Raw genomic sequence first — 24685 nt, forward strand, 5'->3', positions numbered from 1 at the left:
CGGGACCGGGCGCGCCTCTGGCGGCGGTTGCGCGGGCGCGCCCGCGACACGGGCGTTCGTGGCGAGCTCGGGTTCCCGCGATTCCCAGGTATGTCGGCGCGCCAGTGCTGCGGGCAACTGCACCGCCCGCAGTCCGGCGTCGGCCACCGCCGACAGCGGCGTATGCGCGGCCGCTCCGATAACCGAGCTCGTCAAGGCGAACGCGGTCTCCACGCGCAGCGCGCCGAACCGGACGTCGAGCCGGTGGCGCAATCCGGGTATCAGGTCGATGGCAGGAATCAGCGCGATGCTTTCCGGCTGCAGTGTCGGCAGCGGGAGCATCCGCCCGACCAGACCGGCGGCCGCACCGAGTAGGTCACCGCCGAGCGTGAGCAATTCGTCGAACACCGGCTCGAATCCCCCCGGGTGCATGGGCCGGTTGCGAGGCAGGTCCGCCATTTCGTGCGCACGTTCGACCTCGGTGATGATGTTGCGCAGCGTCGCCACATCGACGCGTTCGGGGTCGAAATCGACGACCACGTCGCCGAGAACGCCGTTCACGGCCACCCAGCGCACCCCGTCGGCGTTGCCCACAGCATGCCGCAGGGCGGCCAGATAGCCCGGCGGAGCGTCGGTGCGGTGTACGCCTCGGGTCTCGATGTGCGCGCGGCCCGGACGCGCCCAGGTCTGCCGTCCCACCACCTCGTTGCCTGTCGCGCGCACGGTGTCCACGGCCAGCGCGGACACGAATCGCGCGGCTCTTGCGACGCCGAACATATCGGGGTTCCGTTGTTCGATGACGCTATCGGCCGGCGGCGGATCCGTAGCGGGCTCGCTCCGCGACCCAGACACCGACGCCGATCGCCGCTGCCACCGGCCACGACACCAGCCCGGTGGCGGCCGCCGTCCCGAGCCCGCCGTAGTACAGCAGCGATTCTCGATCCGGTACGCGATGGCGGACCGCCGCCGTGGCCGACGAAACACCGTCGGCCACCGTGCGGGGCCCGGGTAGTAGCGGGACTCGGGTCATCCGCACTCCGAGCGTCGGGATCGGGACGCGCAATCCATCGTGCTCGGCGGTCGCCTTTTCCGTGCCGGCTTCGGGCGCTGCAGGTTCGGCTTCGGCACCGGATTCCCGGGCCTTCCTGGCCGTGGTCTTCTCGGACATGACCATCCCTTCCTTGGTCCCTGGACCTCCTCGCTGAGTATGTGATCCAGCCAAGCCGGGTCGGCCCCGAGCCGCTACATCCCTTGGCGGTGCGGTGAATGGACTTTGGTCACCTACGACTGTCCGGCGGTGCGAACTACCGTGTCGGCCGAAGGCAGCTATGCAGCGATCACGCGCGTCGAAGCGAACGGCGTGGTCACAGCTGCGTCCGAATGCCCAGGTCCGAGTCGAGGCGGTCCGGCCGGCCGTTTCCGGGCGGCCGGGCGGAGGCATCGACACCCCGCCCGGACCGCATAGGAGTTCTACCAGCTTCTGCCTGGTGAATCGGGGATTTGCGGTCGTCTCACTAGAATGAATCGACCTGTTCGTCCGCTCCGGGGAGCCAGCCGTGACCATTCAGCCCGTTCGCCTGTTCGGTGATCCCATCCTGCGTGCCCGTGCCGCGGAGGTCACCGCCTTCGACCGCGATCTGCGGCAGCTGGTGACCGACCTGACCGAGACCATGCACGACGACGGAGGCGTCGGGATGGCCGCGCCGCAGATCGGGGTCGGGCTGCGCGTGTTCGTCTACGACACCGGCGACGCCGCGGGTCATCTGGTGAACCCGCATTGGGAAGTAGTCGGCGACGAAGAACAGGTCGGCCCGGAGGGGTGCCTGTCGATTCCCGGTCTGCGCTACGACACGCGGCGGGCGCTGCGCGTGCGCGCGTCCGGTGTGGACGTCGACGGCGCGCCGGTCGCGTTCGATGCCGAGGGCCTGTTGGCGCGATGCGTGCAGCACGAAACCGATCATCTCGACGGTGTGCTGTTCATCGATCGTCTCGACCCGGCCCAGCGCAAGGAGGCAATGCGAGTGATCCGCGAATCCGATTGGTTCGCCGCGGGTGTGACGGTGCGTCCCGCCCGGTCTGTGAGCGGTGCGGGCCGGCCCAACCCGTTCGGGCTGGGTGGCTGATGCGCGTCGTCTTCGCGGGGACCCCGGAACCGGCGGTGCCGTCGCTGCGGCGTTTGCTGGAATCGCCGCACCACGAGGTGATCGCCGTGCTGACCAGGCCGGATGCGGTGGCGGGCCGCGGCAGGAAGGTGACCAGGTCGCCGGTCGGCAGGCTGGCCGACGAGCACGGCATCCCGGTGCTCACCCCGGTGCGGCCGTCGGAACCTGAATTCTTCGCGCGACTCACCGAACTCGCGCCGGACTGCTGCCCTGTCGTGGCGTACGGCGCGCTGCTGCCGCAACAGGTGCTCGACATTCCGCGTTTCGGCTGGATCAACCTGCATTTCTCGCTGCTGCCCGCGTGGCGTGGTGCGGCTCCGGTGCAGGCGGCGATCGACGCGGGTGACGAGTTCACCGGCGCGTCGACCTTCCAGATCGAGGCCGGACTCGACACCGGGCCGGTATTCGGCATGGTGACCGAGAAGATCTCCGTCACCGACACCGCGGGCACGCTGCTGGAGCGGCTGGCCGACAGCGGCTCCCGGCTGCTGGAAGCGACGCTGGACGGCGTGGCGGACGGCACGCTGCAGGCGGTCGCGCAGTCCACCGACGGCGTGTCGTACGCGCCCAAGGTCGGAGTCGAGGCCGGGCATATCCGGTGGGATCAGCCCGCCCTCGCCATCAGTAGGCGTATTCGCGCGGTGACTCCCGCGCCGGGAGCGTGGACCGAGGTCAACGGCACCCGACTGAAGCTCGGCCCGGTCGAACTGGTCGAGGAGGTGCTGCCGGAGCGGGCGATCGAGGTCCGCAAGTCCGGTGTCTTCATCGGCACCGCCACCACCGCCGTGCGGCTCGATCAGATTCAACCGCAGGGCAAGCGGATGATGGCCGCGCTCGACTGGGCGCGGGGCGCCCGGCTAGAACCCGGCGCGGTGGTCGAGTGAGCTCGCGCGGAGGCGGGCGCGACAACGGGCGCGGTGACCGCCGGGAAAAGCGGGATGCCGCGCCTGATCGCGGGAAACATTCCCGCCGCACGACTCGGTCGGGTGAGACCGACCGGTCACGGGACCAGGACGCGCGAGCGAGTGGTGCACGGCAGCGAAGCTCCGCCGAGAGTGGTCGACCGACGGAAGGCGCGAAGCAGGACCGGAACGGCACCGGTCGCCCCCGTCCCGCGGCTCGGCGCGCCGGTAGCGGCGACGAGGCAGGCAGGCGCAATCGCGACGAACGAGGCGCCTCCGCGGGGCAGCGCTCAGCCGAGGGAAGAACCGATCGCGCCGCAGAACGGCGTCCGCGTACCGCTGCGAAAAACTCTGCACGGCAAGGCTCTCCAGGGCGATCGGCCCGTCGGGAAGTGATCGATCCGCCGCGTTCGGTCGCGCGGGATGTCTTGCGAGCGGTTCGCGAACGCGACGCCTACGCCAACCTGGTCCTACCGCCGCTGCTGCGGGAACGAGGGTTGTCCGGACGCGACGCGGCGTTGGCGACCGAACTCGCCTACGGCGCGTGCCGGACGTTGGGTCTGCTCGACGCGGTGATCGCCGAAGGGGCGGGCAGGCCGATCGACGGAATCGACGGCCCACTGCTGGACGTGCTCCGGCTCGGCGTCTACCAGCTGTTGCGTACCAGGATCGGTGCGCATGCGGCGGTGGATACCTCGGTAGCCTTGGCGCGCGCGGAGTTCGGCACGGGCAAGGCCGGTTTCGTCAATGCCGTGCTGCGGCGGGCCGGGGAGAAGACCACGCAGCAGTGGGTCGAAGCGCTGGCGCCCGCCGATCCCGTAGGGCGATTGGCTTTCGAGTACGCGCACCCGGCGTGGATCGCGCAGGCTTTCGCCGATGCGCTCGGCGCGCGAGCGGGCGAGCTGCGCGACGTGCTCGCCGCTGACGACGCACGACCGCTGGTGCACCTGGTGGCCAGGCCCGGCGACATCACCGCGGAGGAACTCGCGCTGGTGACCGGCGGCGAGGAGGGCCGATGGTCGCCGTACGCGGTGTACCTGGACGGCGGCGACCCCGGCAAGCTCGAACCGGTGCGCGAGGGCATGGCCGCCGTGCAGGACGAAGGCAGCCAGCTGGTGGCGCTCGCGTTGACCCGGGCCGCGCTCGACGGTCCGGACGAGGGCCGCTGGCTCGACCTGTGCGCAGGGCCGGGTGGCAAGGCCGCGCTGCTGGGCGCGATCGCCGCGATCGACGGCTTCCGGGTGGATGCGGTCGAGCCCGCCGCGCATCGAGCCGAACTGGTGCGCAAGGCCGTGCACGACCTTCCGGTGGACGTGCATGTCGCCGACGGCCGCGCCAGCGGATTGAACCCTGGCTACGACCGCATCCTGGTGGACGCACCGTGCACCGGCCTCGGCGCGCTGCGCCGCAGGCCCGAGGCGCGCTGGCGGCGCACCCCGGCCGACGTTCGCGAGCTGGTCGTCTTGCAGCGCGAATTGCTCACCGCCGCATGGGATCTGCTGCGTCCCGGTGGTGTCGTGCTGTATTCGACCTGTTCACCGCATCTGCCGGAGACCGTGTCGATCGTTGCCGACGCCGTGCGCCGTCTCGGCGCCGAACAACTGGACACCCGCGAACTGCTGCCCGGCGTCACCGACGTCGGGGACGGACCGGGAGCGCAACTGTGGCCGCACCGGCACGGCACCGACGCCATGTTCCTGGCCGCGCTGCGCAAACCACGCTGACATTCCATTCGTCCAAGCCGCTGCCGCGTCCGTGCCGCACACTCGGATCATGACGATGACCTGGCAGGACGTGGTGGCGCTCGGAACCGCGCTTCCGGCGGTCGAGGAATCGACCTGGTGGCGCAGTCCGGCGTTGAAGGTCGCAGGCAAGGGGTTCGCCCGGCTGCGCAGCGAGGCCGAAGGCGGGCTCGTGCTGGCCTGCGATCCGGCCGAGAAGGAGGCGTTGCTCGCCTCCGGCGATCCGGCCTTCTACACCACACCGCACTACGACGGCTACGCGTACATCCTGATCGATCTGGATCGCGTCGCGCCCGATCAGCTGCGCGAGTTGCTCGACGACGCGTGGTGGCTCACCGCTCCGGCGAAGGTGCGCAGACTGCGCGACCGCGAAGCCAGGTGAGCGCGGTTATTCCCGGCTGGACTGCTCACGCAGGCGGGCAAGGGTTTTCGCGAGGATGCGCGACACGTGCATCTGCGAGATGCCCATCTGCTGGGCGATCTGGGTCTGGGTCATCGATTCGAAGAACCGCATGGTGAGGATGCGCCGCTCCCGCTCGGGCAGCCCGGCCAGCAGCGGCCGGATCGCGACGTACTCCTCGACCCGGTCGAACTGGGACTCTTCCTCGCCGAGGGTGTCCAGCAGGGAGGCGTCGGTGTCGCGGCCGAGCGTGGCCGCGTCGATCGAACTCGGCTGGTAGGCATTGCCCGCGATGACGGCCTGGGTCACCTCGTCCGGGTCCACATCGAGCTCCGCCGCGATCTCCTTCGCGGTGGGGGAGCGGCCGAGCGTCTGGGATAGGGAGTCGATCGCCGCGCCGATGCGTAGGTGAGTCTCCTTGACGCGCCGGGGGACTCGCATCGCCCAGGTGTTGTCCCGGAAGTACCGGCGGACCTCGCCCATGATGGTCGGCACCGCGAAAGACAGGAAGTTCGAACCGCGCTCGACGTCGAAGCGGTCCACCGCGTGCACCAAGCCGACGCGGGCCACCTGGGTGAGGTCGTCGAACGGCTCACCACGGCCGCTGAACTTGCGCGCGATGTGATCGGCGAGCGGGATGCAGCGGCTGATCAGCTCCGCGCGCAACGCCGTGTGCCGCGCGGTTCCTGGTTCACAGGCCGAAAGCTGCTCGAAGAGCCGGCCGACATCGTCGTATCCCAGGACCGCGTCCGCTGCTTCGACGGTTTCACTGTCCTCTGTGGCGTCTTCCGTGGTCAGCGTGTCGGCGTCGTCGTCGTGCCGGGGGTCGAACACGGTTTCTTCGTCCGCCACTACGCCTTCCCCCGGACCCGACGGAACTCCACCGTTGTCGGATATCCGGAAACAGTCGCGTCGAATGGATCCTGCGTCGCCTCCACCGCGTCGGTGAGCGTACGCAGGACGTGCCAGCCGAAGCTGCGCTGGTCCGGTAGCCCCGGCTTCTCCGCGATGCCGTCGACCCGGACGAGCAGTTCGCTGTCCCCGACGGTGAACCGGCAGTTCAGGCTCGTTTCCGCGGCGGCGACCGCGATCAGGGTCGAGCAGACCTCGTCGACGGCCAGTCGCACGTCGGCCACCTCGTCCAGCGTGAAATCGCTGAGTAGCACGAGGGTTTCGGCGAGTCCACGCACGATGGGCAGCTGTGTCACCGACGCGGCCACCCGAATCTCCACCGGGGTGCTGTAGAGCCCCTGTTCCGCCGAAAAATTGATCACCCTATGCAGGCTACCCACTCCCGCGCTGGGCAACCCTCGCGGCCATTAGACTGCGGCGTTGTGTCCAACCCGAGTTACCCGCGGCGGGTCGCGCCGATGATCGCCCCCTCCATCCTCTCCGCCGACTTCGCGCACCTCGCGGACGAGGCGCAGGCCGTCGCCGGCGCCGACTGGCTGCACGTCGACGTGATGGACGCGCACTTCGTGCCGAACCTCACACTCGGCCTGCCCGTGGTCGAGAGCCTGCTGAAGGCCACCGACATCCCGCTGGACTGCCACCTGATGATCGAGGATCCGGGCCGTTGGGCGCCGCCGTACGCCGAGGCGGGCGCGCACAACGTGACCTTCCACGCGGAGGCGACCGACGATCCGATCGCGGTCGCGCGCGACATCCGCGCCGCGGGCGCAAAGGCGGGCCTCTCGGTGAAGCCCAACACACCGATCGAGCCGTACCTGGAGATTCTGCGTGAGTTCGACACGTTGCTGGTGATGAGCGTGGAGCCGGGTTTCGGCGGGCAGTCCTTCATACCGGAGGTGCTGCAGAAGGCGCGCATCGTGCGCAACCTGGTCGATTCCGGTGAACTTCGGCTGCTGGTCGAGATCGATGGCGGCATCAACGCCGACACCATCGAGGCGGCCGCGGAGGCGGGCGTCGACTGCTTCGTCGCCGGATCCGCGGTCTACAACACCGCCGATCCCGCGGCCACCGTGCAGGCCTTGCGCCGGCAGGCCGCCGCGGTGCAGGCGCGCTGAAAAGCCCTACCTGGCACGGCTTTTCCGTGCGGCGACAGCGCGAAGCGCCGCGATGACCGCCTCCGGTGGAGGTCGGTGCGCCGCCGTCTCGGGTGGTCGGATCCAGATGCGGTAGCCGGTGCGCTCGTCGTCCGGCGAGGGCAGCACCACCTGGCTGCCCGCACCGGCCACCGTCGCGTACAGCCGGAACAATTCGGCCGAGACCGCGGTGGGGAGCGCGCCGGGCTGGGCGGGCCCGGTGAGGAAGGTCCAGCGCCGGGCGCGTGGATGGTCGACGACCGGCCCGGCGATTCCGTCCTGGCCGAGTCGGCGCAACACCTGTTCGCCGAGTTCGGCGGGCATGCTGACGGCTCCGTAATCGATGCCGATGTGCAGCAGAATGCGACGCGAGCCGGGATCCACCGATGCGGGCAGCTGGAATTCGCGGCGATACCGCGCGCAGCGTACTTCCGGCGTCGAATCGAGAAATGTGGTCACATCGCGCCCCCAACCGTGTCGAACTCGATTTGTCGCACTGTGTTTTCCGGCTTCCTCGAGTAGTGCGGGTCAGGTGTCCGGGCGTAGGACGTGCGCCCTGGTCGGTCAGTCTGTCCGAGTGTGCAACGCGAGAAGTTGAACGGGAGAAGTCAGCCGGATAACAATATCGCTCCAGGGCCGTTCGCGCGCAAATTATCGTTTATAACCGTGTCGCGATCGGGTACCGATCAGGAATCGCGATCACGACGCTGCATGAATGGCGTCGAACGGTATCAGAATTCGATCGCATAGTTATCCCACACTGGTGCGGCCGACAATTTCCCAGATGTGTGGACATATTTTGTTCCACTTTCCTGGTGTGGGCTTGTTCCCGGGCGTCATCGGCTTGGCCGCGGTCTGGTTCGGGTGTCGTCGCCTGCGGTCGGTTTCACCCCGGTGCGCCGACGGCGCTCTCTCCTACGCCCCGGCGTCGTCAGGCGTATCTCCGCCTTCGCTCGGGCCATGCGCGGGGCCCGAGCACGCGGACTACGTCCGACAGCGCCCATTAGGCTGAGGAGGCGCGGGAATAGCGTCCGGTGCCCGCGCTGTTGGCGCAACCGGACGACAACGACGCGATAGGGAGTCAGGGGCACATGTTCACAGGCATCGTCGAGGAACTCGGCGAGATCGTCGCCAGCGAGCAGCTGGCCGACGCCGCGCGGCTGACGATCAAGGGCAAGCTGGTGACCTCCGATGCCGGACATGGCGATTCGATCGCCGTGAACGGCGTGTGCCTGACCGTCGTCGACGTCGTCGGCGGCGACTCGTTCACCGTCGATGTCATGGCGGAGACGCTCAACCGGTCCAGCATCGGCGCGCTGGACGTCGGCTCGAAGGTGAATCTGGAGCGCGCCGCGGCGCTGAACAGCAGGCTCGGCGGCCACCTGGTGCAGGGTCATGTCGACGGCACCGGCGCCGTGCTCTCGCGAACGCCGTCGGAGAACTGGGACGTGGTGCGGATCTCCCTGCCCGAGAACCTCGCCCGCTACGTCGTGGAGAAAGGTTCGATCACCGTGGACGGTATCTCGCTCACCGTCTCCGGACTCGGCGTCTCCGGCGAACCCACCGAGACCGGCACCCGCGACTGGTTCGAGGTCTCCTTGATCCCCACCACGCTCGCGATGACCAATCTCGGCTCGGCCACCGTCGGCGCCACCGTGAACTTGGAAGTCGACGTGATCGCCAAGTACGTCGAACGCCTCCAACAGCGCGGCTAGCCGTGTCCCACCCGCTCGTCCCGGCGCGCACCGGGGGCACAGTACTGTGGTGAGGCACCTATTTCGAGATGGAGCACAGCAGACGTGACGAGGTTCGACAGCATCGAGCGCGCAGTCGCCGATATCGCCGCCGGTAAGGCGGTCGTCGTCGTCGACGACGAGGACCGCGAGAACGAGGGCGACCTCATCTTCGCCGCGGAGAAGGCCACCCCGGAGCTGGTCGCCTTCATGATTCGCTACACCTCCGGTTACATCTGTGTGCCGCTCACGGGTGACGATTGCGACCGGCTCGGCCTGCCGCCGATGTACGCGATGAACCAGGACAAGCACGGCACCGCCTACACCGTCTCGGTGGACGCGCGTGAGGGCATCACCACCGGCATCTCCGGCGCCGATCGTGCCACCACCATGCGGCTGCTGGCCGACGCCGACGCGAAGGCCGACGACTTCACCCGCCCCGGTCACGTGGTGCCGTTGCGCGCCAAGGACGGTGGGGTGCTGCGCCGTCCCGGGCACACCGAGGCGGCCGTCGACCTGGCGCGCATGGCCGGCCTGCGGCCCGCGGGCGTGATCTGCGAGATCGTCAGCCAGAAGGACGAGGGCCACATGGCTCGCACCGAGGAGCTGCGCGTCTTCGCCGACGAGCACGAGCTCGCGCTGATCTCCATCGCGGACATGATCGCCTGGCGGCGTAAGCACGAGAAGCACGTGGTGCGGGTCGCCGAGGCGCGCATCCCCACCGGGCACGGCGAGTTCAAGGCCGTCGGCTATCAGAGCATCTACGACGAGGTGGAGCATGTCGCGCTGGTGCGCGGCGATATCAGCGACGGCGAGGACGTCCTGGTCCGCGTGCACTCGGAGTGCCTGACCGGTGACGTGTTCGGGTCGCTGCGCTGCGACTGCGGCCCGCAGCTGGACGCCGCGCTGGAAATGGTCGCGGCCGAGGGCCGCGGTGTGGTGCTGTACATGCGCGGCCACGAAGGGCGCGGCATCGGCCTGATGCACAAGCTGCAGGCCTACCAGCTGCAGGATTCCGGACACGACACGGTCGACGCGAATCTGGAGCTGGGGCTGCCCGCGGATGCCCGCGATTACGGCACCGGCGCGCAGATCCTGGTGGATCTCGGCATCCGCTCGATGCGGTTGCTCACCAACAACCCGGCCAAGCGGGTGGGCTTGGACGGCTACGGTCTGCGGATCACCGAGCGGGTGGCCATGCCACTGCGCGCGAATGCGGAAAACCTGCACTACCTGCGCACCAAGCGGGACCGGATGGGGCATGACCTGATCGGGCTGGACGAGCTCGATCTCGGTGAGACGGCGCACTGACCTGCGAACAGACCGGAAAGGCGGACATTGATGAGCGGTACCGGGGTACCGACTTTCGCGTTGGAGGATGCCAAGGACCTCACCTTGGGCATCGTCGCGTCGCGCTGGCACACCCAGATCTGCGACACCCTGGTCGCGAATGCCGAGCGGGTGGCCAAGGATGCCGGCGTGCGGCAGATCACGGTGGTGCGCTGCGCGGGCGCGATGGAGCTGCCCGTGGTCGCCCAAGAGCTGGCCAAGTCGCACGACGCGGTGGTCGCGCTCGGCGTGGTGATCCGCGGTGACACGCCGCATTTCGAGTACGTCTGCGACGCGGTGACCGCCGGGCTCACCAGGGTTTCGCTGGACGAGGGCACGCCCGTCGCGAACGGGGTGCTCACCACGAACAACGAGCGGCAGGCGCTGGATCGGGCGGGGCTGCCGGAGTCGCATGAGAACAAGGGCGAGCAGGCGGCGGCTGCGGCGCTGGACGCCGCGCTGACGCTGCGCGCCCTACGGCAGTCCGCGTAGCGATGCCGGTCGTCCGTATCTTCCGGAGGAACGCGCCCCATGCCGCGGCGCCCGGCGAGGCGCCCGCGTGGGACTTCGAGGTGCGCCCGCGGCGCGCGGTGCGGACGGCCTGGATCGTCGCGGTGCTGATCGCTGCCGCATTCACCGCGGGCGGTATCTGGCTGCGCAGCGGGTCCACCGGCGTCAACTTCCGGGTGGCCGACCAGATCGCGATGATCGGGATCGGGCTGCTCGGCGCCTTGGCGGTGCTGTTGCTGACCAGGCCGAGGGTGCGGGTGGGTCCGCGTGGTGTGTCCGTGCGGAATGTCCTGGGCGACAACGATTTCCCGTGGGAGTACATCCGAGGCGTGTCGTTCCCGGATCGGAAGTCCTGGGCGCGTCTGGAATTGGTCGGCGACGACTACGTCCCGATGCTGGCGATCCGCTCCAACGACAAGGAGCACGCCGCGCAGGCGATGGCCCGGCTGCGCGAACTCGGCGCGAAGTATTCCGAGAGCAAGTGATCGCCCGGGGCGCGTCGACCGAGGTGTGCGACCCCCGGTCCGTCCGTCTCGCGCGGGTCTCGGCGCTGGTCTAGCCTCGCCGGTATGGAGCCGGGTGCGTTCGTCCTCGCGGCGGCTTTCGCCGACGATCCACTGATGATCTACTTCTGGCCGCGTTCACGGCGACGGCAGAAAGCCTTGCCGCTGTTCTGGGAGTCGCGCATCGCGTCGCGCAGGAAGAACGGTCTGGTCGACCTCGCACACGACGCGGAAGGAAACCTCGCCTGCGTGGCGCTGTGGGAACCCGCGGATGTGGTGTCGCCGATGGCCAAGCCGCTGACCTTGCTGCGTGCCATGGGGCGGAGCGCAGCGCGTGCGGTGGCCGCCGCGCGGCAGCTGGACCGGGCGCGACCGGCGACGCCGCATCTCTATCTGGCTGCCATCGGCACGCTGCCCGGCGCGCAGGGACGAGGACTGGCGACGTCGCTGCTGGAGCGGAGGCTGTCAGCTGCCGAGCAGCCCTGCTTCCTGATCTCGAACAGCCACGGCACCGTGCCGTTCTATCAGCGCTTCGGGTTCCAGCCGCAGGGAGAGTTGGCGATCGGCCACGGTCCTGTCGTGTACCCGATGCTGCGGACGACCTGACGTTCAGTGGGTGTCGCCCAGGACCGCGCCCTCGCGCCGGGGATCGGCGCCGCCGATCCACCCGTCCGAGCCGTTGCGTTTCAGTGCGCTGAGGCCGCTGGTCTGCGGCGCGACCGACACCTGGTGACCGAGTTGCCGGAGGCGGAGCACGAGCGGGTCGTGGTCGCCGTTGTCGGCGGCGTTGATCGCCGGATGCTCGCCGCCGACCCCGGTGGACGGGCTGTTGCCTGCGCCGAAGGCCACCGCGGAGACCGCTTGCTGCGGGTCGAGGCCCCAATCGAACATGTTGACCAGGGTCTTCACCACGTATTGGATGATCACCGAACCGCCGGGTGAACCGGCGACATGGGTGAGTTCGCCCCGTGCGCCGTCGGGACCCTTGTCGAACACCAGCGTGGGACTCATCGAGCTGCGCGGGCGCTTGCCCGGCTGGACGCGGTTGGCCACCGGCACGCCGTCGGCGCCGAGCGGGTCGGCGTTGAAGTCGGTGAGCTGGTTGTTCAGCACGAAGCCGTCCACCAGGTGGAACGAACCGAACGCGGACTCGACGGTGGTGGTCATGGCCGCCGCGTTGCCGTATTCGTCGACCACCGAGATGTGGCTGGTGCCGTGCTCAGGAGGCTGCGGGCCGACGCCCACCGGAACCGGGCCGAAGTCGCCGGGCTGCGCGGTGCCCATACTGCGGTTCGGATCGATCAGCCCGGCACGTTGCCGCAGATAGTCCTTGTTCAGCAGGGTTTGTGCCGAATTGCCGGGCAGTGGGATGAAATCTGTGTCGGCCACATACTTGTTGCGGTCGGCGTAGGCGAGACGCTCGGCCTCCGCGATGAGGTGCACGGCTTCGGCGTTCGGCCGCCCGCCGTTGCGATCGATATCGTCCGGCCGCATGGTGGCCAGGTCGAAGTGCTCCAGGATGCCCAAGGTTGCGGCGACGGCGATGCCGCCGGAGGAGGGACTGGGCATGCCGCAGATCTCGCGTCCGCGGTAGCCGGTGCACAACGCCGTGCGCTTCTTCGCCTGGTAGCTGGCCAGGTCTTCGGTTGTGATCAGCCCCGGCGTGCGCCCGCCGGACGACCGGCTCGATGCCTCGACGATGTCGCGGGCGATGGCGCCGGTGTAGAAGGCCTGCGCGCCTTCGGAGGCGACGGCGCCGAGCGTCTTGGCCATCGCCGGATTGGTCAGTACGGTCTCGGCGGCCTTCGGGCTGCCGTCCGGATTGAGGAAGTACGCCTTGGCGTCCTCGTCCAGCGCGAGGTCCTTCGCCGACTCCGCGATCTGGCCGGCGAGGCGGGGACTGATCGGGAACCCCTGATCGGCCAGCCCGATGGCGGGGTCGAACAGTTCGCGCCACACGGTCTTGCCGTGGTCGCGGTGCGCCAGCTCGAGCATCCGCAGCACGCCGGGCACCCCGATGGAGCGGCCGCTGGAGCGAGCGTTCGGCTTGGGCTCGGTGCGATCGGTGTCGCTGATCCAGCGCAGATAGTTCTCGGTCGCGGCCGCCGGAGCCACTTCGCGGCCGTCGTAGGCGTCCACGGTCTTCGTGTTCGCGTCGTAGTAGAGCAGGAAGGCGCCGCCGCCGATACCGGACGCCTGCGGTTCCACCAGCCCCAGCACCGTCTGTGCCGCGATCAGGGCGTCCGCCGCCGTTCCGCCGTCCCGCAGCACCTCGCAGGCGGCCTTGGTCGATACCGGGTTGGCCGTCGAGACCGCGAATGTGTGCGTGCGCACCGGTGTCATGCTCGTGCGATAGCCGCTCGCTATCTCCGGGTTGGTGCTGATGTCCTTGGTGCCGCTTCCTGCGGGACCGGTCGCGGACGCGGTGACCGGCGTGCCGTTCGGGACGGTCTCGCATACCCCGTGGGCGTGGTCTTCGCCGGATGAACAGGCCGTAGCCATCCCGACGGTGAGCATGAACGCCGCCGCTGCGGCGACCCAGGTTCCTCGCTTGCGCCCCATGCGGGGGACTCTATCGCCCGCCGTCGACCACGTGCGTGGCTTTCCTTCCCACGGACGAAATAGCTCCGGCCGCAGCGTGTGTCGCGGACGGGCAGCCGAATCGGGCCGGGTGGCCCGCCGGGCCGTCGGTAGGCTGGTCGAGTGACGATCGAGGCGGTGCTGTTCGACTTCTCCGGAACGTTGTTCCGGCTGGAGGACGACGAATCCTGGTACGCGGATCTGAGCTGGCCCGACGGGCGTGCGATCGACGTACACGAGAAGGCCGAGATCATGCGCAGGATGACGGCGCCGGTGGACCAGATCGTGGAATTCGACGCCGAGACGAAGTACGCGTGGGACAACCGCGATCTCGATCCCGCGCTGCATCGCACCGCCATGATGGAGGTGCTGCGCAAGTCGGGCGTCCCCACCGACGAGGACGCGGAACGACTCTATGCCCGGCTGCTCGATCCGCTGGAGTGGACGCCTTATCCCGACAGCGAGGCCGTCTTGAATCTGCTCGCGGCACAGGATGTTCCGGTCGCGGTGGTGAGCAACATCCCGTTCGACATCCGCCCGTCGTTCGCGGCACGCGGCTGGGACCGCCTGGTCGGCGCGTTCACGCTCTCCTATGAGGTCGGCGTCATGAAGCCGGACCCGGAGATATTCCATTCCGCCCTGGATGAACTCGGCGTATCCGCCGACGCGGCCCTGATGATCGGCGACAGCGCCGAAGCCGACGGCGGCGCCGCCGCGCTGGGCAGCCGATTCGCCTTGGTGGAGGCCTTGCCCACCGCCGAACGCCCCGACGCGCTGCTGACCGCACTGCGCCGGCACGGGCTGCTGGAGTAGCAGGCGTTCATTACGCGCGCGCCTCGGTTCGCCGAAGGCGGAGTTTCCCGGTTGCGACCGTGTTACCGTGCGAATCGGCGTGTTCGTCAGTGCGTCGGTTCGTTCGGTACCAGCGGGGGTACGGGTGTGAGCATGGCGTTTTCGGGTGAGGAGTCGTCCGTCGGCGTGGAAACGGCCATGCCGGAGGCGGTTCGGGACGTGCGGGAAGCGGTCGCGGGAATGGCGGGGTTCGGGCTCGCGTATCCGGTGCTGATGAACCTGACGCGCGGCGGCGACGCGGCGGCCATGGCGTCCGCTCAATTCTGTGTCGCCTGGGCGCTCGGCTTGCTCGTCTTCGGATTCACCGAGGGCGCGTACACGGTGCGCAGCCTGGCGCTGGCGCTGGCGATCCTGCAGGCCGTCGTCGGGTGCTGGGCGCTGCGCGACCTTGCGACCGTCCCGCCCCTGATCGGGGTGGTTGCCGCGGCCTATTCGCTCGGCACTTCGGCGGCCGTCGTGCACCTGCTGTGCCAACCGGACGCCAGGGCGTGGTTCGGCGTCCGCGAGTCCTGACGCCGCCGCGGTGCCGGGCTGTCGGTCCCGGTCATTAGGCTGAATACGTGGCAGATCCAGCGACGTACCGGCCCGCGCCGGGCACGATTCCCGTCGAACCCGGTGTCTACAGATTCCGGGATGCCCATCGGCAGGTCATCTACGTCGGCAAGGCCAAGAGCCTGCGCAGCAGGCTGAACTCCTACTTCGCCGACGTGGCGAACCTGCACCCGCGCACCAGACAGATGGTCACCACGGCGGCGAGCGTCGAGTGGACGGTCGTCTCCACCGAGGTCGAGGCGCTGCAGCTGGAATACAACTGGATCAAGGAGTTCGATCCGCGTTTCAACGTCCGCTACCGGGACGACAAGTCCTACCCGGTGCTCGCGGTCACGTTGAACGAGGAGTACCCGCGGTTGTTCGTCTACCGCGGCGCGCGGCGCAAGGGCGTCCGGTACTTCGGTCCCTACGCGCACGCCTGGGCCATCCGCGAGACCCTCGACCTGCTGCTGCGGGTGTTTCCCGCGCGCACCTGCTCCAATGGAGTCTTCCAGCGCCACAGCCAGATCGGGCGTCCGTGCCTGCTCGGCTACATCGACAAGTGCTCGGCGCCGTGCATCGGACGGGTGAGCGCCGAGCAGCACCGCGGGATCGTCGAGGACTTCTGCGACTTCCTCGCGGGCCGCACCGACCGTTTGGTCCGCGAGCTGGAGCGGCGCATGCAGGACGCCGCCGAAGATCTGGACTTCGAAGCCGCCGCCCGCTTGCGCGATGACGTGCAAGCGCTGCGCCGCGCGCTGGAGAAGCAGGCGGTGGTACTCGGCACCGGCACCGATGCCGACGTGATCGCCTTCGCCACCGACGAGCTGGAGGTGGCCGTGCAGGTCTTCCACGTGCGCGACGGCCGGGTGCGCGGCCAGCGCGGCTGGGTGGTCGACAAGTCGGGCGACGCCGTCGACGTCCCGGGGGCGGGCGGCGAACTCGCCGCGTTGGTCGAACAGTTCCTCACCCAGTTCTACGGCGAACAGGTCGCCGTCGCCGAGCAGGGCGCCGATGAGCAGCCCGCCACCGTGGTTCCGCGCGAGGTGCTGGTGCCGGAGCTACCCGCCGACGTGGAACAGGTCCAGCAGTGGCTGTCGGATCTGCGTGGCTCGGCGGTGAAGGTCCGGGTGCCGCAGCGTGGGGACAAGAAGGCGCTCGCCGAGACAGTGCAGCGCAACGCGATGGAGGCCCTGTCTCAGCACAAGCTCAAGCGGGCAGGTGATCTCACGTCGAGATCCCAGGCGCTGCAAGATATTCAGGACGCACTGGATCTCGACACCGCGCCGCTGCGCATCGAATGTGTTGACGTCAGTCACGTGCAGGGCACCGACGTGGTCGCCTCGCTGGTGGTCTTCGAAGACGGCCTGGCCCGCAAATCCGAGTACCGGCACTACACGGTGAAGGAGGCGGCGGGCGAAGGCCGTTCCGACGATGTCGGCAGCATCGCGGAGGTGACCCGCCGCCGCTTCCTCAAGCTGCGCCGGGAACGGGACATGGTGGAGCACGAAGAGCTCGCCGCTATCGAAGACGATAGCGACGCGCTCGACCTCACCTCGCGGCCCGGTATCGATCCCCGGACCGGACGCCCGCGCAAATTCGCCTACCCGCCCAACCTGTATGTGGTCGACGGCGGCGCCCCTCAGGTCGCGGCGGCCGCCGAGGTGCTCGACGAGCTCGGCATCACCGACGTCGCTGTGATCGGACTCGCCAAACGGCTCGAGGAGGTGTGGGTGCCGGGCGAGGCCGATCCGGTGATCCTGCCGCGCAACAGCGAGGCGCTGTATCTGCTGCAGCGGGTCCGCGACGAGGCGCATCGCTTCGCCATCACCTTCCATCGCAGCAAACGCTCGCGCAGGATGATCACCTCGGCGCTGGACTCGGTGCCGGGCCTCGGCACGGCGCGCCGGACCGCGCTGGTCACCCATTTCGGCTCGGTGGCCAAGCTGAAGCAGGCCACGGTCGAGCAGATCACCGAGGTTCCCGGCATCGGGATGGCTACCGCGAAAGCGGTCCTTGCGGCGCTCCAGTCCGAATAGTCAGTCGACAGTGCACGGAAGTTTCGGTTTCGCGTACGTTGTGTGTCTGCGCCCGATACCGAGACCGGTGCGCGATGATCGGAAGGCACCCGAGAGACGGATCCGGTAGGACATGACACGCGTCGAATCGAACAGCAGTGCGGACTCTGCGCCGACGAGCCCGGGACGAGCGGGCTCGTCCGGCACCCTCGCCGGGGCGAATCCGCAGGTCGAGGTAGTGATCGTGACCGGGCTCTCGGGCGCGGGCCGCGGCACCGCGGCCCGCGTGCTCGAGGACCTCGGCTGGTACGTGGCCGACAACCTACCGCCCGAGCTGTTCGGGCGGATGGTCGAACTCGGCGCGTCCGCGAAGCCGCCGATCCGGCGTCTCGCCCTGGTGATGGACGTGCGCAGCCGGTTCTTCACCGGCGACCTGTCGGTGGTCACCGAACAGTTGCGGCCGCTCGGCGTGCGCACCAGAGTGCTGTTCCTGGAAGCCTCCGACGACGTGCTGATCCGCCGCTTCGGTTTCGCCCGGCGCAGGCATCCGCTGCAGAGCGAGAGCAAGGACGGCACGCTGTCGGCGGGCATCGCCGCCGAGCGGGTGCGCCTTTCGGCGGTGAAGACCGCCGCGGACCTGGTGATCGACACCACCGAGCTGTCCATTCACCAGTTGCACCGCAAGCTGGAGGAGGCCTACGGTGGCGGCGCGCCCGCCGCGCTCCAGCTCACCGTGCAGTCCTTCGGCTTCAAGTACGGGGTTCCGCTGGACGCCGACATGGTGTTGGATGTGCGTTTTCTACCTAATCCACATTGGATACCGGAGTTGCGGGAACATACCGGCCAAGAGGCGGTGGTCAGCGAATATGTGCTGTCGCGCCCCGGTGCGGACGATTACTTGCGCACCTGCCATCACCTGGTCGAGCTGACGACGAACGGCTACCGCCAAGAGGGGAAGCGATACATGACGGTCGCAGTGGGCTGCACCGGAGGCAAGCACCGAAGCGTCGCGATAGCCGAAGCACTGGGCGAATTGATGAGCGAGGTCACCGGCGGGCCGGAGGAATCCGCCGACGTGGTCCGTGTGGTGCATCGAGATCTGGGGCGCGAATGACCGGTTGGGAATCCAATCCCAGCATCGTCGCGCTGGGTGGTGGCCACGGACTGTACGCGACACTGACCGCCGTGCGCAGGCTGACCAGAAAGATCTGCGCGGTGGTCACGGTCGCCGACGACGGCGGCTCCTCGGGTCGGCTACGCGCCGAACTAGGGGTGCTGCCGCCGGGAGATCTTCGCATGGCGCTGGCCGCCTTGGCCGCCGACGCCGACGGCGTCTGGACGCGCACCGTGCAGCATCGTTTCGGCGGCACCGGCGCCCTGGCCGGGCACTCCGTCGGCAACTTGATCCTGGCCGGTCTCGCCGAAGTGCTCGGCGACCCGGTCGCCGCACTCGACGAGGTCGCCAGGATGTTGCGTATCACCGGCCGGGTGCTGCCTATGTCGCCGATCGCGCTCGACATCGAGGCGGATGTTTCTGGGCTGGAAGCGGATCCGCGGGTGAGCCGCTGCATTCGCGGCCAAGTTGCCATCGCCACGACGCCGGGTAAGGTGCGGCGGGTGCGGCTGATTCCGTCCGACCCACCGGCCAGCGCCGAGGCCACGTCGGCAATCGAACACGCCGACGTCGTCGTTCTGGGCCCGGGATCGTGGTTCACCAGCGTGATTCCGCACGTGCTCGTGCCCGAACTGCGTGAGGCGCTGGTGTACACCAGGGCGCGCAAGGTGCTCGTGCTCAACCTCGCCGCCGAGCCGGGGGAGACCGCAGGGTTCTCCGCGGAGCGGCATTTGCATGTATTGTCCCAGCACGCACCGGAATTCGTGGTCGACGAGGTGCTGGTGGACTCCGGCTCGGTGCCGGAGGGGCGCGAGCGGGAACATGTGGCCAGGGCTGCCGAACAGTTGCGGGCGCGAGTAACCTTCTCCGATGTCGCCGAAGCGGGAACGGACCGGCATCATCCCGGAAAGCTTGCCGCCGCACTGGATCAAGTGATCCGGCAACCTCGGCCGCAAATGGCAGGGCTTCGAGTCGAGGGACGGCACATGGGGCAGGATGTGCGTTCCGGGTTGGGTGGAAAGGAGCGCGTCTCGTGGCGATGACAGCCGATGTGAAAGACGAGTTGAGCAGGCTCACCGTCGCACAGGTGAGTTCCCGCAAGGCGGAACTGTCCGCTCTGCTGCGTTTCGCGGGCGGCCTGCACATCGTCGGCGGCCGGGTGATCGTCGAGGCCGAGGTGGACATGGGCTCCATCGCGCGCAGACTGCGCCGGGAGATCTTCGAGCTCTACGGCTACGGCTCCGATGTGCACGTGCTCGGCGCAGGCGGGCTGCGCAAGACCTCCCGGTACGTGGTGCGCGTGTCCAAGGAGGGCGAGGCCCTGGCCCGGCAGACCGGTTTGCTCGACGTCCGCGGTCGTCCGGTGCGCGGCCTGCCCGCGCAGGTCGTCGGCGGCAGCATCGCAGACGCCGAAGCCGCTTGGCGCGGAGCGTTTCTCGCCCACGGCTCGCTCACCGAGCCGGGTCGCTCCTCCGCGCTGGAGGTCAGTTGCCCCGGTCCGGAGGCGGCGCTGGCGCTGGTCGGCGCGGCGCGGCGGCTCGGGATCACGGCCAAGGCCCGCGAGGTGCGCGGCACCGACCGCGTGGTGGTACGCGACGGCGAGGCGATCGGCGCGCTGCTGACCAGGATGGGCGCGCACGGCACCAGGATGGTCTGGGAGGAGCGCAGGCTGCGCCGCGAGGTCCGCGCGACCGCCAATCGGCTGGCCAACTTCGACGACGCCAACCTGCGCCGGTCGGCGCGGGCCGCGGTCGCCGCGGCCGCGCGGGTGGAACGCGCGCTGGAGATCCTCAGCGACGACGTGCCCGACCATCTCGCCGCCGCGGGCAGGCTGCGCGTGCAGCACCGCCAGGCGTCGCTGGAGGAACTCGGCCAGCTCGCCGATCCGCCGATGACGAAGGACGCTGTGGCGGGCCGGATCCGGCGGCTGTTGTCGATGGCCGACCGGCGGGCCAAGGAACTCGGCGTGCCCGACACCGAATCCGCCGTCACGGCCGAGCTGCTGGACGAAGCCTGACGTCCGATTTCCGCTGACGCCCGCCCACGGAACGGCGGCGTACTGATTTCGGAACTTTTCTCAAGTCGGGCGTCTGACCAGGCATGCTGTCCTCACGAATGCCAGGTGCCTGTCAGAGAGGTCACAGCAGGGCGTTAGTGTGAGTAGGGCATCGGAATGACCCGCTGGAAAGCTGAGGAGCGATAACGTGACTGTCCGGGTAGGCATCAACGGCTTCGGTCGTATCGGACGTAACTTCTTCCGGGCGGTGGAGGCGCAGAAGGCGCTCGGCACCACCGACATCGAGATCGTCGCGGTCAACGACCTCACCGACAACGCGACCCTCGCGACCCTGCTCAAGTACGACTCGATCCTCGGCAGGCTGCCGCAGGATGTCTCGCTCGACGGCGACGACACCATCGTGGTGGGCGACCAGCGGATCAAGGCGCTGGCCATCAAGGAGGGCCCGTCGGCGCTGCCCTGGGGCGAGCTGGGCGTCGACGTGGTCGTCGAGTCCACCGGCATCTTCACCGATGCCACCAAGGCCAAGGGCCACCTCGCCGCCGGCGCGAAGAAGGTCGTCATCTCCGCCCCCGCCAAGGGTGAGGACATCACCATCGTGATGGGCGTCAACGACGACAAGTACGACGGCAGCCAGAACATCATCTCGAACGCCTCGTGCACCACCAACTGCCTGGGCCCGCTGGCCAAGGTGCTCAACGACGAGTTCGGCATCGAGCGCGGCCTGATGACCACCATCCACGCCTACACCCAGGATCAGAACCTGCAGGACGGCCCGCACGGCGACCTGCGCCGCGCCCGCGCCGCCGCGCTGAACATCGTGCCGACCGGCACCGGCGCCGCGAAGGCCATCGGCCTGGTGCTGCCCGAGCTGCAGGGCAAGCTGGACGGCTACGCGCTGCGCGTGCCGGTCCCCACGGGTTCGGTCACCGACCTGACCGCCACGCTGCGCAAGTCGGCCACGCTCGAGGAGATCAACGCCGCGTACAAGGCCGCCGCCGAGGGCCCGCTGAAGGGCATCCTCAAGTACAACACCGACCCGATCGTCTCCAGCGACATCGTCACCGACCCGGCCTCCTCGATCTACGACGCGCCGCTGACCAAGGTGATCGACGACCAGGTCAAGGTCGTCTCCTGGTACGACAACGAGTGGGGCTACTCCAACCGTCTCGCCGATCTCATCGGCCTCGTCGGCAAGTCGCTCTGACGCGTATGGCTGTCAAGACACTCGCGGACCTGCTCGGCGAGGGTGTGGAGGGTCGGGGCGTGCTCGTGCGCTCCGACCTGAACGTCCCCCTCGACGACAATGGACAGATCACCGATCCCGGCCGGATCATCGCCTCTACGCCGACCATCAAGGCGCTGGCCGAGGCGGGCGCCAAGGTCATCGTGACCGCGCACCTGGGCAGGCCGAAGGGCGAGCCGGACCCCAAGTTCTCGCTGGCGCCGGTGGCCGCCAGGCTCGCCGAGGAACTGGGCCGCAACGTCCAGCTCGCCGGTGACGTGGTGGGCCAGGACGCGCTCGCGCGGTCCGAGGGCCTCACCGACGGCGACGTGCTGCTGCTGGAGAACGTCCGGTTCGACCCGCGCGAGACCAGCAAGGACGATGCCGACCGCGCCAAGCTGGCCGCGGCGCTGGTCGAGCTGGTCGGCGACGACGGCGCGTTCGTCTCCGACGGTTTCGGCGTGGTGCACCGCAAGCAGGCGTCGGTGTACGACGTGGCGAAGCTGCTGCCGCACTACGCGGGCACGCTGGTCGCGGCCGAGGTCGAGGTGCTGGCGAAGCTGACCGAGAACCCGGACCGACCCTACGCGGTCGTGCTCGGCGGTTCCAAGGTCTCCGACAAGCTCGCGGTCATCGAGGCGCTCGCGCCGAAGGTGGACACGCTGGTGATCGGCGGCGGCATGTGCTTCACCTTCCTTGCCGCACAAGGCCTCTCGGTGGGCGCCTCGCTGCTGCAGGAGGAGATGGTGGACACCTGCAAGGGGCTGCTCGAGCGGTATGGCGATGTCATCCACCTGCCGCGCGACATCGTGGTGGCCGACAAGTTCGCGGCCGACGCCGAGTCCCTGGTGGTGCCCGCGCACGAAATCCCGGACAGCTGGCTGGGCCTGGACGTGGGTCCGGAGTCGGTGGACCGTTTCGCGGCACTGCTCACCGAGGCACGCACGGTGTTCTGGAACGGCCCGATGGGCGTGTTCGAGTTCGAGAAGTTCGCCGCGGGCACTCGTGGGGTCGCCGAGGCGATCGTCACCGCCACCGGCAAGGGCGCGTTCACCGTCGTCGGCGGCGGCGACTCGGCCGCGGCCGTGCGCGCGCTGGACCTGCCCGAGGACGGCTTCTCGCATATCTCCACCGGCGGAGGCGCCTCGCTGGAATACCTCGAGGGCAAGCAACTCCCCGGCATCGCGGTGTTGGAGGACTGAGCATGGCACGCAAACCGCTCATCGCGGGCAACTGGAAGATGAACCTCAATCACCTCGAGGCCATCGCTCTGGTGCAGAAGATCGCCTTCGCCCTGCCGGAGAAGTACTTCGACAAGGTCGACGTGGCGGTGATCCCGCCGTTCACCGACATCCGCAGCGTGCAGACGCTGATCGAAGGGGACAAACTCCTGCTCACCTATGGCGGGCAGGATGTCTCGGTGCAGGAGTCGGGCGCCTACACCGGCGAGATCAGCGCGAGCATGCTCGCCAAGCTGGGCTGCACCTTCGTCGTGGTGGGGCACTCGGAACGGCGCCAGTACCACAACGAGGACGACGCCATCGTGCTGGCCAAGGCCAAGCAGGCGCTGAAGCACGGCATCACGCCGATCGTGTGCATCGGCGAGGGCCTGAACATCCGCGAAGCGGGCACGCACGTCGAGTACAACCTCGAGCAGTTGCGCGGATCGCTGAAAGGCCTTACGGCGGAAGAGGTCTCGAAGATCGTCATCGCCTACGAGCCGGTGTGGGCGATCGGTACCGGCAGGGTCGCCACACCTGCCGACGCGCAGGAGGTCTGTGCGGCGATTCGCGGTGAGCTGGCGCTGCTGACCTCGCCCGAGATCGCCGCGGAGGTCCGCGTGCTCTATGGCGGTTCGGTGAACGCCAAGAACGTCGGTGAGTTGGTCGCTCAGACCGACATCGACGGCGCTCTGGTCGGCGGCGCATCGCTCAAGGGTGACGAGTTCGCCACCCTTTCGGCGATCGCGGCGGGCGGCCCCTTGCCCTGACCCGGTCGACGGACAACGCGCTACAGCCCGGTATCGCTGGCCGCGATGCCGGGCTGTAGTGATTTCACCGCGCCGCTCACTGTGCTCGGAAAATCAAGCCGGCGCCGTTGTCGTTGCGCAGGGTCAGCATGTCGGCGTCCACGGTGGCTGCGGTCTTGCCGTCCAGGGCTTTCAGAACTGCCTGCTCCACCTCCATAACCTCGGGCGAGCACGCCATTTTCGTGGTGGCGACCAAGAAGGTGATCTGCGCTCCGGAGACGTCGGCGCTGCCGGTGAGGCGATTGCATCCGGTGCTGCCCGAGACGCCGCCGTCCTCGGCGATGGTCAGCGTCGGCTTCGTCTCGTCGAGCGCACGGGAACGGATTTGGGCGTCCTCCGAGATCAGTGCGGTGACCAGCCATGAGGTGCCTTTGATGGGCCGGTCCGGCTGCGCGACCTCCTTGTCGAGCAGCGTCACGGTCCGGTCGTCGCTGTGCAGCGTGAGTCGCGCGTCGTCGAGTCGCCAACTGGGCTCGGAGTTCAGCAGGCCGCTGAGCCATTCGTCGGCTCCGCTGCGATCGTCCGGGCAGGCCATCAGAGTCGTGGACAGACCGGAGACACGGACGACGTGGTCGTCCAGGGTGACCGCGCCGGTGAACTTGTTGCACCCCGCGTCCGCGGTGATCCGGCCGTCGGGGAAACTGACCGTCAGGGGAGCGCCGCCGGGAATCGGGGTTCCCTCGACGCCGGTCGAGAGGAACGTGCGGCCCACCGGGCTCGGCCCGTCGGAGGTCTGTACCGGACGGTTGCTCGAGCACGCCGCGATCGCGCAGGGGGCGATCAGAACAGCGAAGGCTAGTCGTGCGAAGTGTGCCGCCATGCGGCGATGCTACCGACGAGGCACTGAGCGGCCCGGATTTCGCGGGTTGGGACGGCCTGCCGAGATGCGGTGCGGTCCCTCGGGGCCGTCGGGCGTCGCGCCAAGGCCTCCGAGTCCGCCGTCACCGAGTCGGCGTCCCGGACGAGGCCGATTCGCGCCCGCCGCGGACGTAGGCGATACGGGAGTCGAGCCAA

26 protein-coding genes are annotated in these 24685 nt (G+C 68.8%); 19 read left to right on the forward strand and 7 right to left on the reverse strand.

Annotated elements, in window-relative coordinates; all coding sequences use genetic code 11:
* Both NA4_RS06940 and NA4_RS40140 read right to left on the reverse strand, forming a co-directional pair.
* The coding region (locus tag NA4_RS06940; RefSeq protein WP_157128860.1) for a heavy-metal-associated domain-containing protein at window positions 1-756 on the reverse strand (756 nt) is incomplete at its 3' end.
* A gap of 25 nt (window positions 757-781) precedes the next feature.
* Window positions 782-1147, reverse strand: coding sequence for a hypothetical protein (locus NA4_RS40140; protein ID WP_157128861.1), 366 nt, complete (start codon window positions 1145-1147; stop codon window positions 782-784).
* Window positions 1148-1535: 388 nt separating this feature from the next.
* On the opposite strand from NA4_RS40140, the gene def reads away from it, so the two are divergent.
* The 4 genes from def to NA4_RS06965 all read left to right on the forward strand — a co-directional run bounded on the left by def (window position 1536) and on the right by NA4_RS06965 (window position 5167).
* Entirely contained in the window at window positions 1536-2102 is a 567-nt protein-coding gene (gene def, locus NA4_RS06950) for a peptide deformylase (RefSeq protein ID WP_067465762.1), read from the forward strand.
* Entirely contained in the window at window positions 2102-3025 is a 924-nt protein-coding gene (gene fmt / locus NA4_RS06955) for a methionyl-tRNA formyltransferase (protein ID WP_067465766.1), read from the forward strand. Before def ends, fmt begins: the two co-directional genes overlap by 1 nt.
* A gap of 410 nt (window positions 3026-3435) precedes the next feature.
* A complete protein-coding gene (locus tag NA4_RS06960; RefSeq protein WP_084496869.1) occupies window positions 3436-4767 on the forward strand; it encodes an RsmB/NOP family class I SAM-dependent RNA methyltransferase in 1332 nt (443 codons plus the stop codon).
* A gap of 49 nt (window positions 4768-4816) precedes the next feature.
* Window positions 4817-5167, forward strand: coding sequence for an MmcQ/YjbR family DNA-binding protein (locus NA4_RS06965; RefSeq protein ID WP_067465995.1), 351 nt, complete (start codon window positions 4817-4819; stop codon window positions 5165-5167).
* A 6-nt stretch (window positions 5168-5173) separates the two neighbouring features.
* Here NA4_RS06965 and NA4_RS06970 read toward each other — a convergent pair whose 3' ends face one another.
* A complete protein-coding gene (locus tag NA4_RS06970) occupies window positions 5174-6037 on the reverse strand; it encodes an RNA polymerase sigma factor SigF (RefSeq protein ID WP_067465768.1) in 864 nt (287 codons plus the stop codon).
* Window positions 6037-6459, reverse strand: coding sequence for an ATP-binding protein (locus tag NA4_RS06975; protein ID WP_067465770.1), 423 nt, complete (start codon window positions 6457-6459; stop codon window positions 6037-6039). Before NA4_RS06975 ends, NA4_RS06970 begins: the two co-directional genes overlap by 1 nt.
* Before the next feature lie 96 nt (window positions 6460-6555).
* On the opposite strand from NA4_RS06975, the gene rpe reads away from it, so the two are divergent.
* Window positions 6556-7212 carry a ribulose-phosphate 3-epimerase gene (gene rpe / locus NA4_RS06980; RefSeq protein ID WP_067465773.1) on the forward strand — a complete coding sequence of 219 codons (657 nt, stop codon included), beginning with the start codon at window positions 6556-6558 and terminating at the stop codon, window positions 7210-7212.
* Between the two features lie 6 nt (window positions 7213-7218).
* Here the strand turns inward: rpe and NA4_RS06985 are convergent, their stop codons facing one another.
* Window positions 7219-7689: a hypothetical protein gene (locus NA4_RS06985; protein ID WP_067465776.1), complete on the reverse strand. Its 471-nt coding sequence runs from the start codon at window positions 7687-7689 to the stop codon at window positions 7219-7221.
* A 632-nt stretch (window positions 7690-8321) separates the two neighbouring features.
* On the opposite strand from NA4_RS06985, the gene NA4_RS06990 reads away from it, so the two are divergent.
* The 5 genes from NA4_RS06990 to NA4_RS07010 all read left to right on the forward strand — a co-directional run bounded on the left by NA4_RS06990 (window position 8322) and on the right by NA4_RS07010 (window position 11911).
* Complete coding sequence (locus NA4_RS06990; RefSeq protein WP_067465779.1) at window positions 8322-8945, forward strand: riboflavin synthase; 624 nt, start codon at window positions 8322-8324, stop codon at window positions 8943-8945.
* An 84-nt stretch (window positions 8946-9029) separates the two neighbouring features.
* Window positions 9030-10274, forward strand: a complete 1245-nt coding sequence (locus NA4_RS06995; RefSeq protein ID WP_067465783.1) for a bifunctional 3,4-dihydroxy-2-butanone-4-phosphate synthase/GTP cyclohydrolase II — start codon at window positions 9030-9032, stop codon at window positions 10272-10274.
* Between the two features lie 30 nt (window positions 10275-10304).
* On the forward strand, window positions 10305-10784 hold the full coding sequence (gene ribH, locus NA4_RS07000) for a 6,7-dimethyl-8-ribityllumazine synthase (RefSeq protein ID WP_067465786.1): 480 nt from the start codon (window positions 10305-10307) through the stop codon (window positions 10782-10784).
* A gap of 2 nt (window positions 10785-10786) precedes the next feature.
* Window positions 10787-11287, forward strand: coding sequence for a PH domain-containing protein (locus NA4_RS07005; protein ID WP_084496870.1), 501 nt, complete (start codon window positions 10787-10789; stop codon window positions 11285-11287).
* 84 nt (window positions 11288-11371) lie between these two features.
* Complete coding sequence (locus NA4_RS07010; protein ID WP_067465789.1) at window positions 11372-11911, forward strand: GNAT family N-acetyltransferase; 540 nt, start codon at window positions 11372-11374, stop codon at window positions 11909-11911.
* Window positions 11912-11914: 3 nt separating this feature from the next.
* On the opposite strand, the gene NA4_RS07015 is transcribed toward NA4_RS07010, so the two are convergent.
* Window positions 11915-13867, reverse strand: a complete 1953-nt coding sequence (locus NA4_RS07015) for a gamma-glutamyltransferase family protein (protein WP_067465792.1) — start codon at window positions 13865-13867, stop codon at window positions 11915-11917.
* A gap of 141 nt (window positions 13868-14008) precedes the next feature.
* Between NA4_RS07015 and NA4_RS07020 the strand changes: the two genes are divergently transcribed.
* The 9 genes from NA4_RS07020 (at window position 14009) to tpiA (ending at window position 23632) form a co-directional block, all read left to right on the forward strand.
* Window positions 14009-14698, forward strand: coding sequence for an HAD family hydrolase (locus tag NA4_RS07020; protein WP_067465796.1), 690 nt, complete (start codon window positions 14009-14011; stop codon window positions 14696-14698).
* Between the two features lie 132 nt (window positions 14699-14830).
* Window positions 14831-15250, forward strand: a complete 420-nt coding sequence (locus NA4_RS07025) for a hypothetical protein (protein WP_067465799.1) — start codon at window positions 14831-14833, stop codon at window positions 15248-15250.
* Between the two features lie 47 nt (window positions 15251-15297).
* Window positions 15298-17307, forward strand: coding sequence for an excinuclease ABC subunit UvrC (gene uvrC / locus NA4_RS07030; protein ID WP_067465802.1), 2010 nt, complete (start codon window positions 15298-15300; stop codon window positions 17305-17307).
* A 112-nt stretch (window positions 17308-17419) separates the two neighbouring features.
* On the forward strand, window positions 17420-18400 hold the full coding sequence (gene rapZ, locus NA4_RS07035; protein ID WP_084496871.1) for an RNase adapter RapZ: 981 nt from the start codon (window positions 17420-17422) through the stop codon (window positions 18398-18400).
* Complete coding sequence (locus tag NA4_RS07040) at window positions 18397-19443, forward strand: gluconeogenesis factor YvcK family protein (RefSeq protein ID WP_067465806.1); 1047 nt, start codon at window positions 18397-18399, stop codon at window positions 19441-19443. The genes rapZ and NA4_RS07040 overlap by 4 nt, the downstream gene beginning before the upstream one ends.
* Window positions 19434-20417 carry a DNA-binding protein WhiA gene (gene whiA, locus NA4_RS07045; RefSeq protein ID WP_040780001.1) on the forward strand — a complete coding sequence of 328 codons (984 nt, stop codon included), beginning with the start codon at window positions 19434-19436 and terminating at the stop codon, window positions 20415-20417. Before NA4_RS07040 ends, whiA begins: the two co-directional genes overlap by 10 nt.
* Before the next feature lie 187 nt (window positions 20418-20604).
* Window positions 20605-21624 (forward strand): type I glyceraldehyde-3-phosphate dehydrogenase, encoded by a 1020-nt coding sequence (gene gap / locus NA4_RS07050; protein WP_067465809.1) that lies wholly within the window; start codon window positions 20605-20607, stop codon window positions 21622-21624.
* A 5-nt stretch (window positions 21625-21629) separates the two neighbouring features.
* Window positions 21630-22844 carry a phosphoglycerate kinase gene (locus NA4_RS07055; protein WP_067465812.1) on the forward strand — a complete coding sequence of 405 codons (1215 nt, stop codon included), beginning with the start codon at window positions 21630-21632 and terminating at the stop codon, window positions 22842-22844.
* Between the two features lie 2 nt (window positions 22845-22846).
* A complete protein-coding gene (gene tpiA, locus NA4_RS07060) occupies window positions 22847-23632 on the forward strand; it encodes a triose-phosphate isomerase (RefSeq protein ID WP_067465815.1) in 786 nt (261 codons plus the stop codon).
* Between the two features lie 76 nt (window positions 23633-23708).
* Here tpiA and NA4_RS07065 read toward each other — a convergent pair whose 3' ends face one another.
* Window positions 23709-24491 (reverse strand): META domain-containing protein, encoded by a 783-nt coding sequence (locus NA4_RS07065; protein WP_067465817.1) that lies wholly within the window; start codon window positions 24489-24491, stop codon window positions 23709-23711.
* Window positions 24492-24685: the final 194 nt, after the last annotated feature.

Source organism: Nocardia amamiensis NBRC 102102 (assembly GCF_001612745.1).
GTDB classification, from domain to species: domain Bacteria; phylum Actinomycetota; class Actinomycetes; order Mycobacteriales; family Mycobacteriaceae; genus Nocardia; species Nocardia amamiensis.

Bases quoted from the DNA above. Each gene is read 5' to 3' on its own strand.
- NA4_RS40140 (WP_157128861.1), bottom strand. From the start codon at position 1,147: ATGTCCGAGAAGACCACGGCCAGGAAGGCCCGGGAATCCGGTGCCGAA.
- fmt (WP_067465766.1), top strand. From the start codon at position 2,102: ATGCGCGTCGTCTTCGCGGGGACCCCGGAACCGGCGGTGCCGTCGCTG.
- NA4_RS06965 (WP_067465995.1), top strand. From the start codon at position 4,817: ATGACGATGACCTGGCAGGACGTGGTGGCGCTCGGAACCGCGCTTCCG.
- rpe (WP_067465773.1), top strand. From the start codon at position 6,556: ATGATCGCCCCCTCCATCCTCTCCGCCGACTTCGCGCACCTCGCGGAC.
- NA4_RS06990 (WP_067465779.1), top strand. From the start codon at position 8,322: ATGTTCACAGGCATCGTCGAGGAACTCGGCGAGATCGTCGCCAGCGAG.
- ribH (WP_067465786.1), top strand. From the start codon at position 10,305: ATGAGCGGTACCGGGGTACCGACTTTCGCGTTGGAGGATGCCAAGGAC.
- NA4_RS07005 (WP_084496870.1), top strand. From the start codon at position 10,787: ATGCCGGTCGTCCGTATCTTCCGGAGGAACGCGCCCCATGCCGCGGCG.
- NA4_RS07010 (WP_067465789.1), top strand. From the start codon at position 11,372: ATGGAGCCGGGTGCGTTCGTCCTCGCGGCGGCTTTCGCCGACGATCCA.
- NA4_RS07015 (WP_067465792.1), bottom strand. From the start codon at position 13,867: ATGGGGCGCAAGCGAGGAACCTGGGTCGCCGCAGCGGCGGCGTTCATG.
- NA4_RS07025 (WP_067465799.1), top strand. From the start codon at position 14,831: ATGGCGTTTTCGGGTGAGGAGTCGTCCGTCGGCGTGGAAACGGCCATG.
- rapZ (WP_084496871.1), top strand. From the start codon at position 17,420: ATGACACGCGTCGAATCGAACAGCAGTGCGGACTCTGCGCCGACGAGC.
- NA4_RS07040 (WP_067465806.1), top strand. From the start codon at position 18,397: ATGACCGGTTGGGAATCCAATCCCAGCATCGTCGCGCTGGGTGGTGGC.
- NA4_RS07055 (WP_067465812.1), top strand. From the start codon at position 21,630: ATGGCTGTCAAGACACTCGCGGACCTGCTCGGCGAGGGTGTGGAGGGT.
- tpiA (WP_067465815.1), top strand. From the start codon at position 22,847: ATGGCACGCAAACCGCTCATCGCGGGCAACTGGAAGATGAACCTCAAT.
- NA4_RS07065 (WP_067465817.1), bottom strand. From the start codon at position 24,491: ATGGCGGCACACTTCGCACGACTAGCCTTCGCTGTTCTGATCGCCCCC.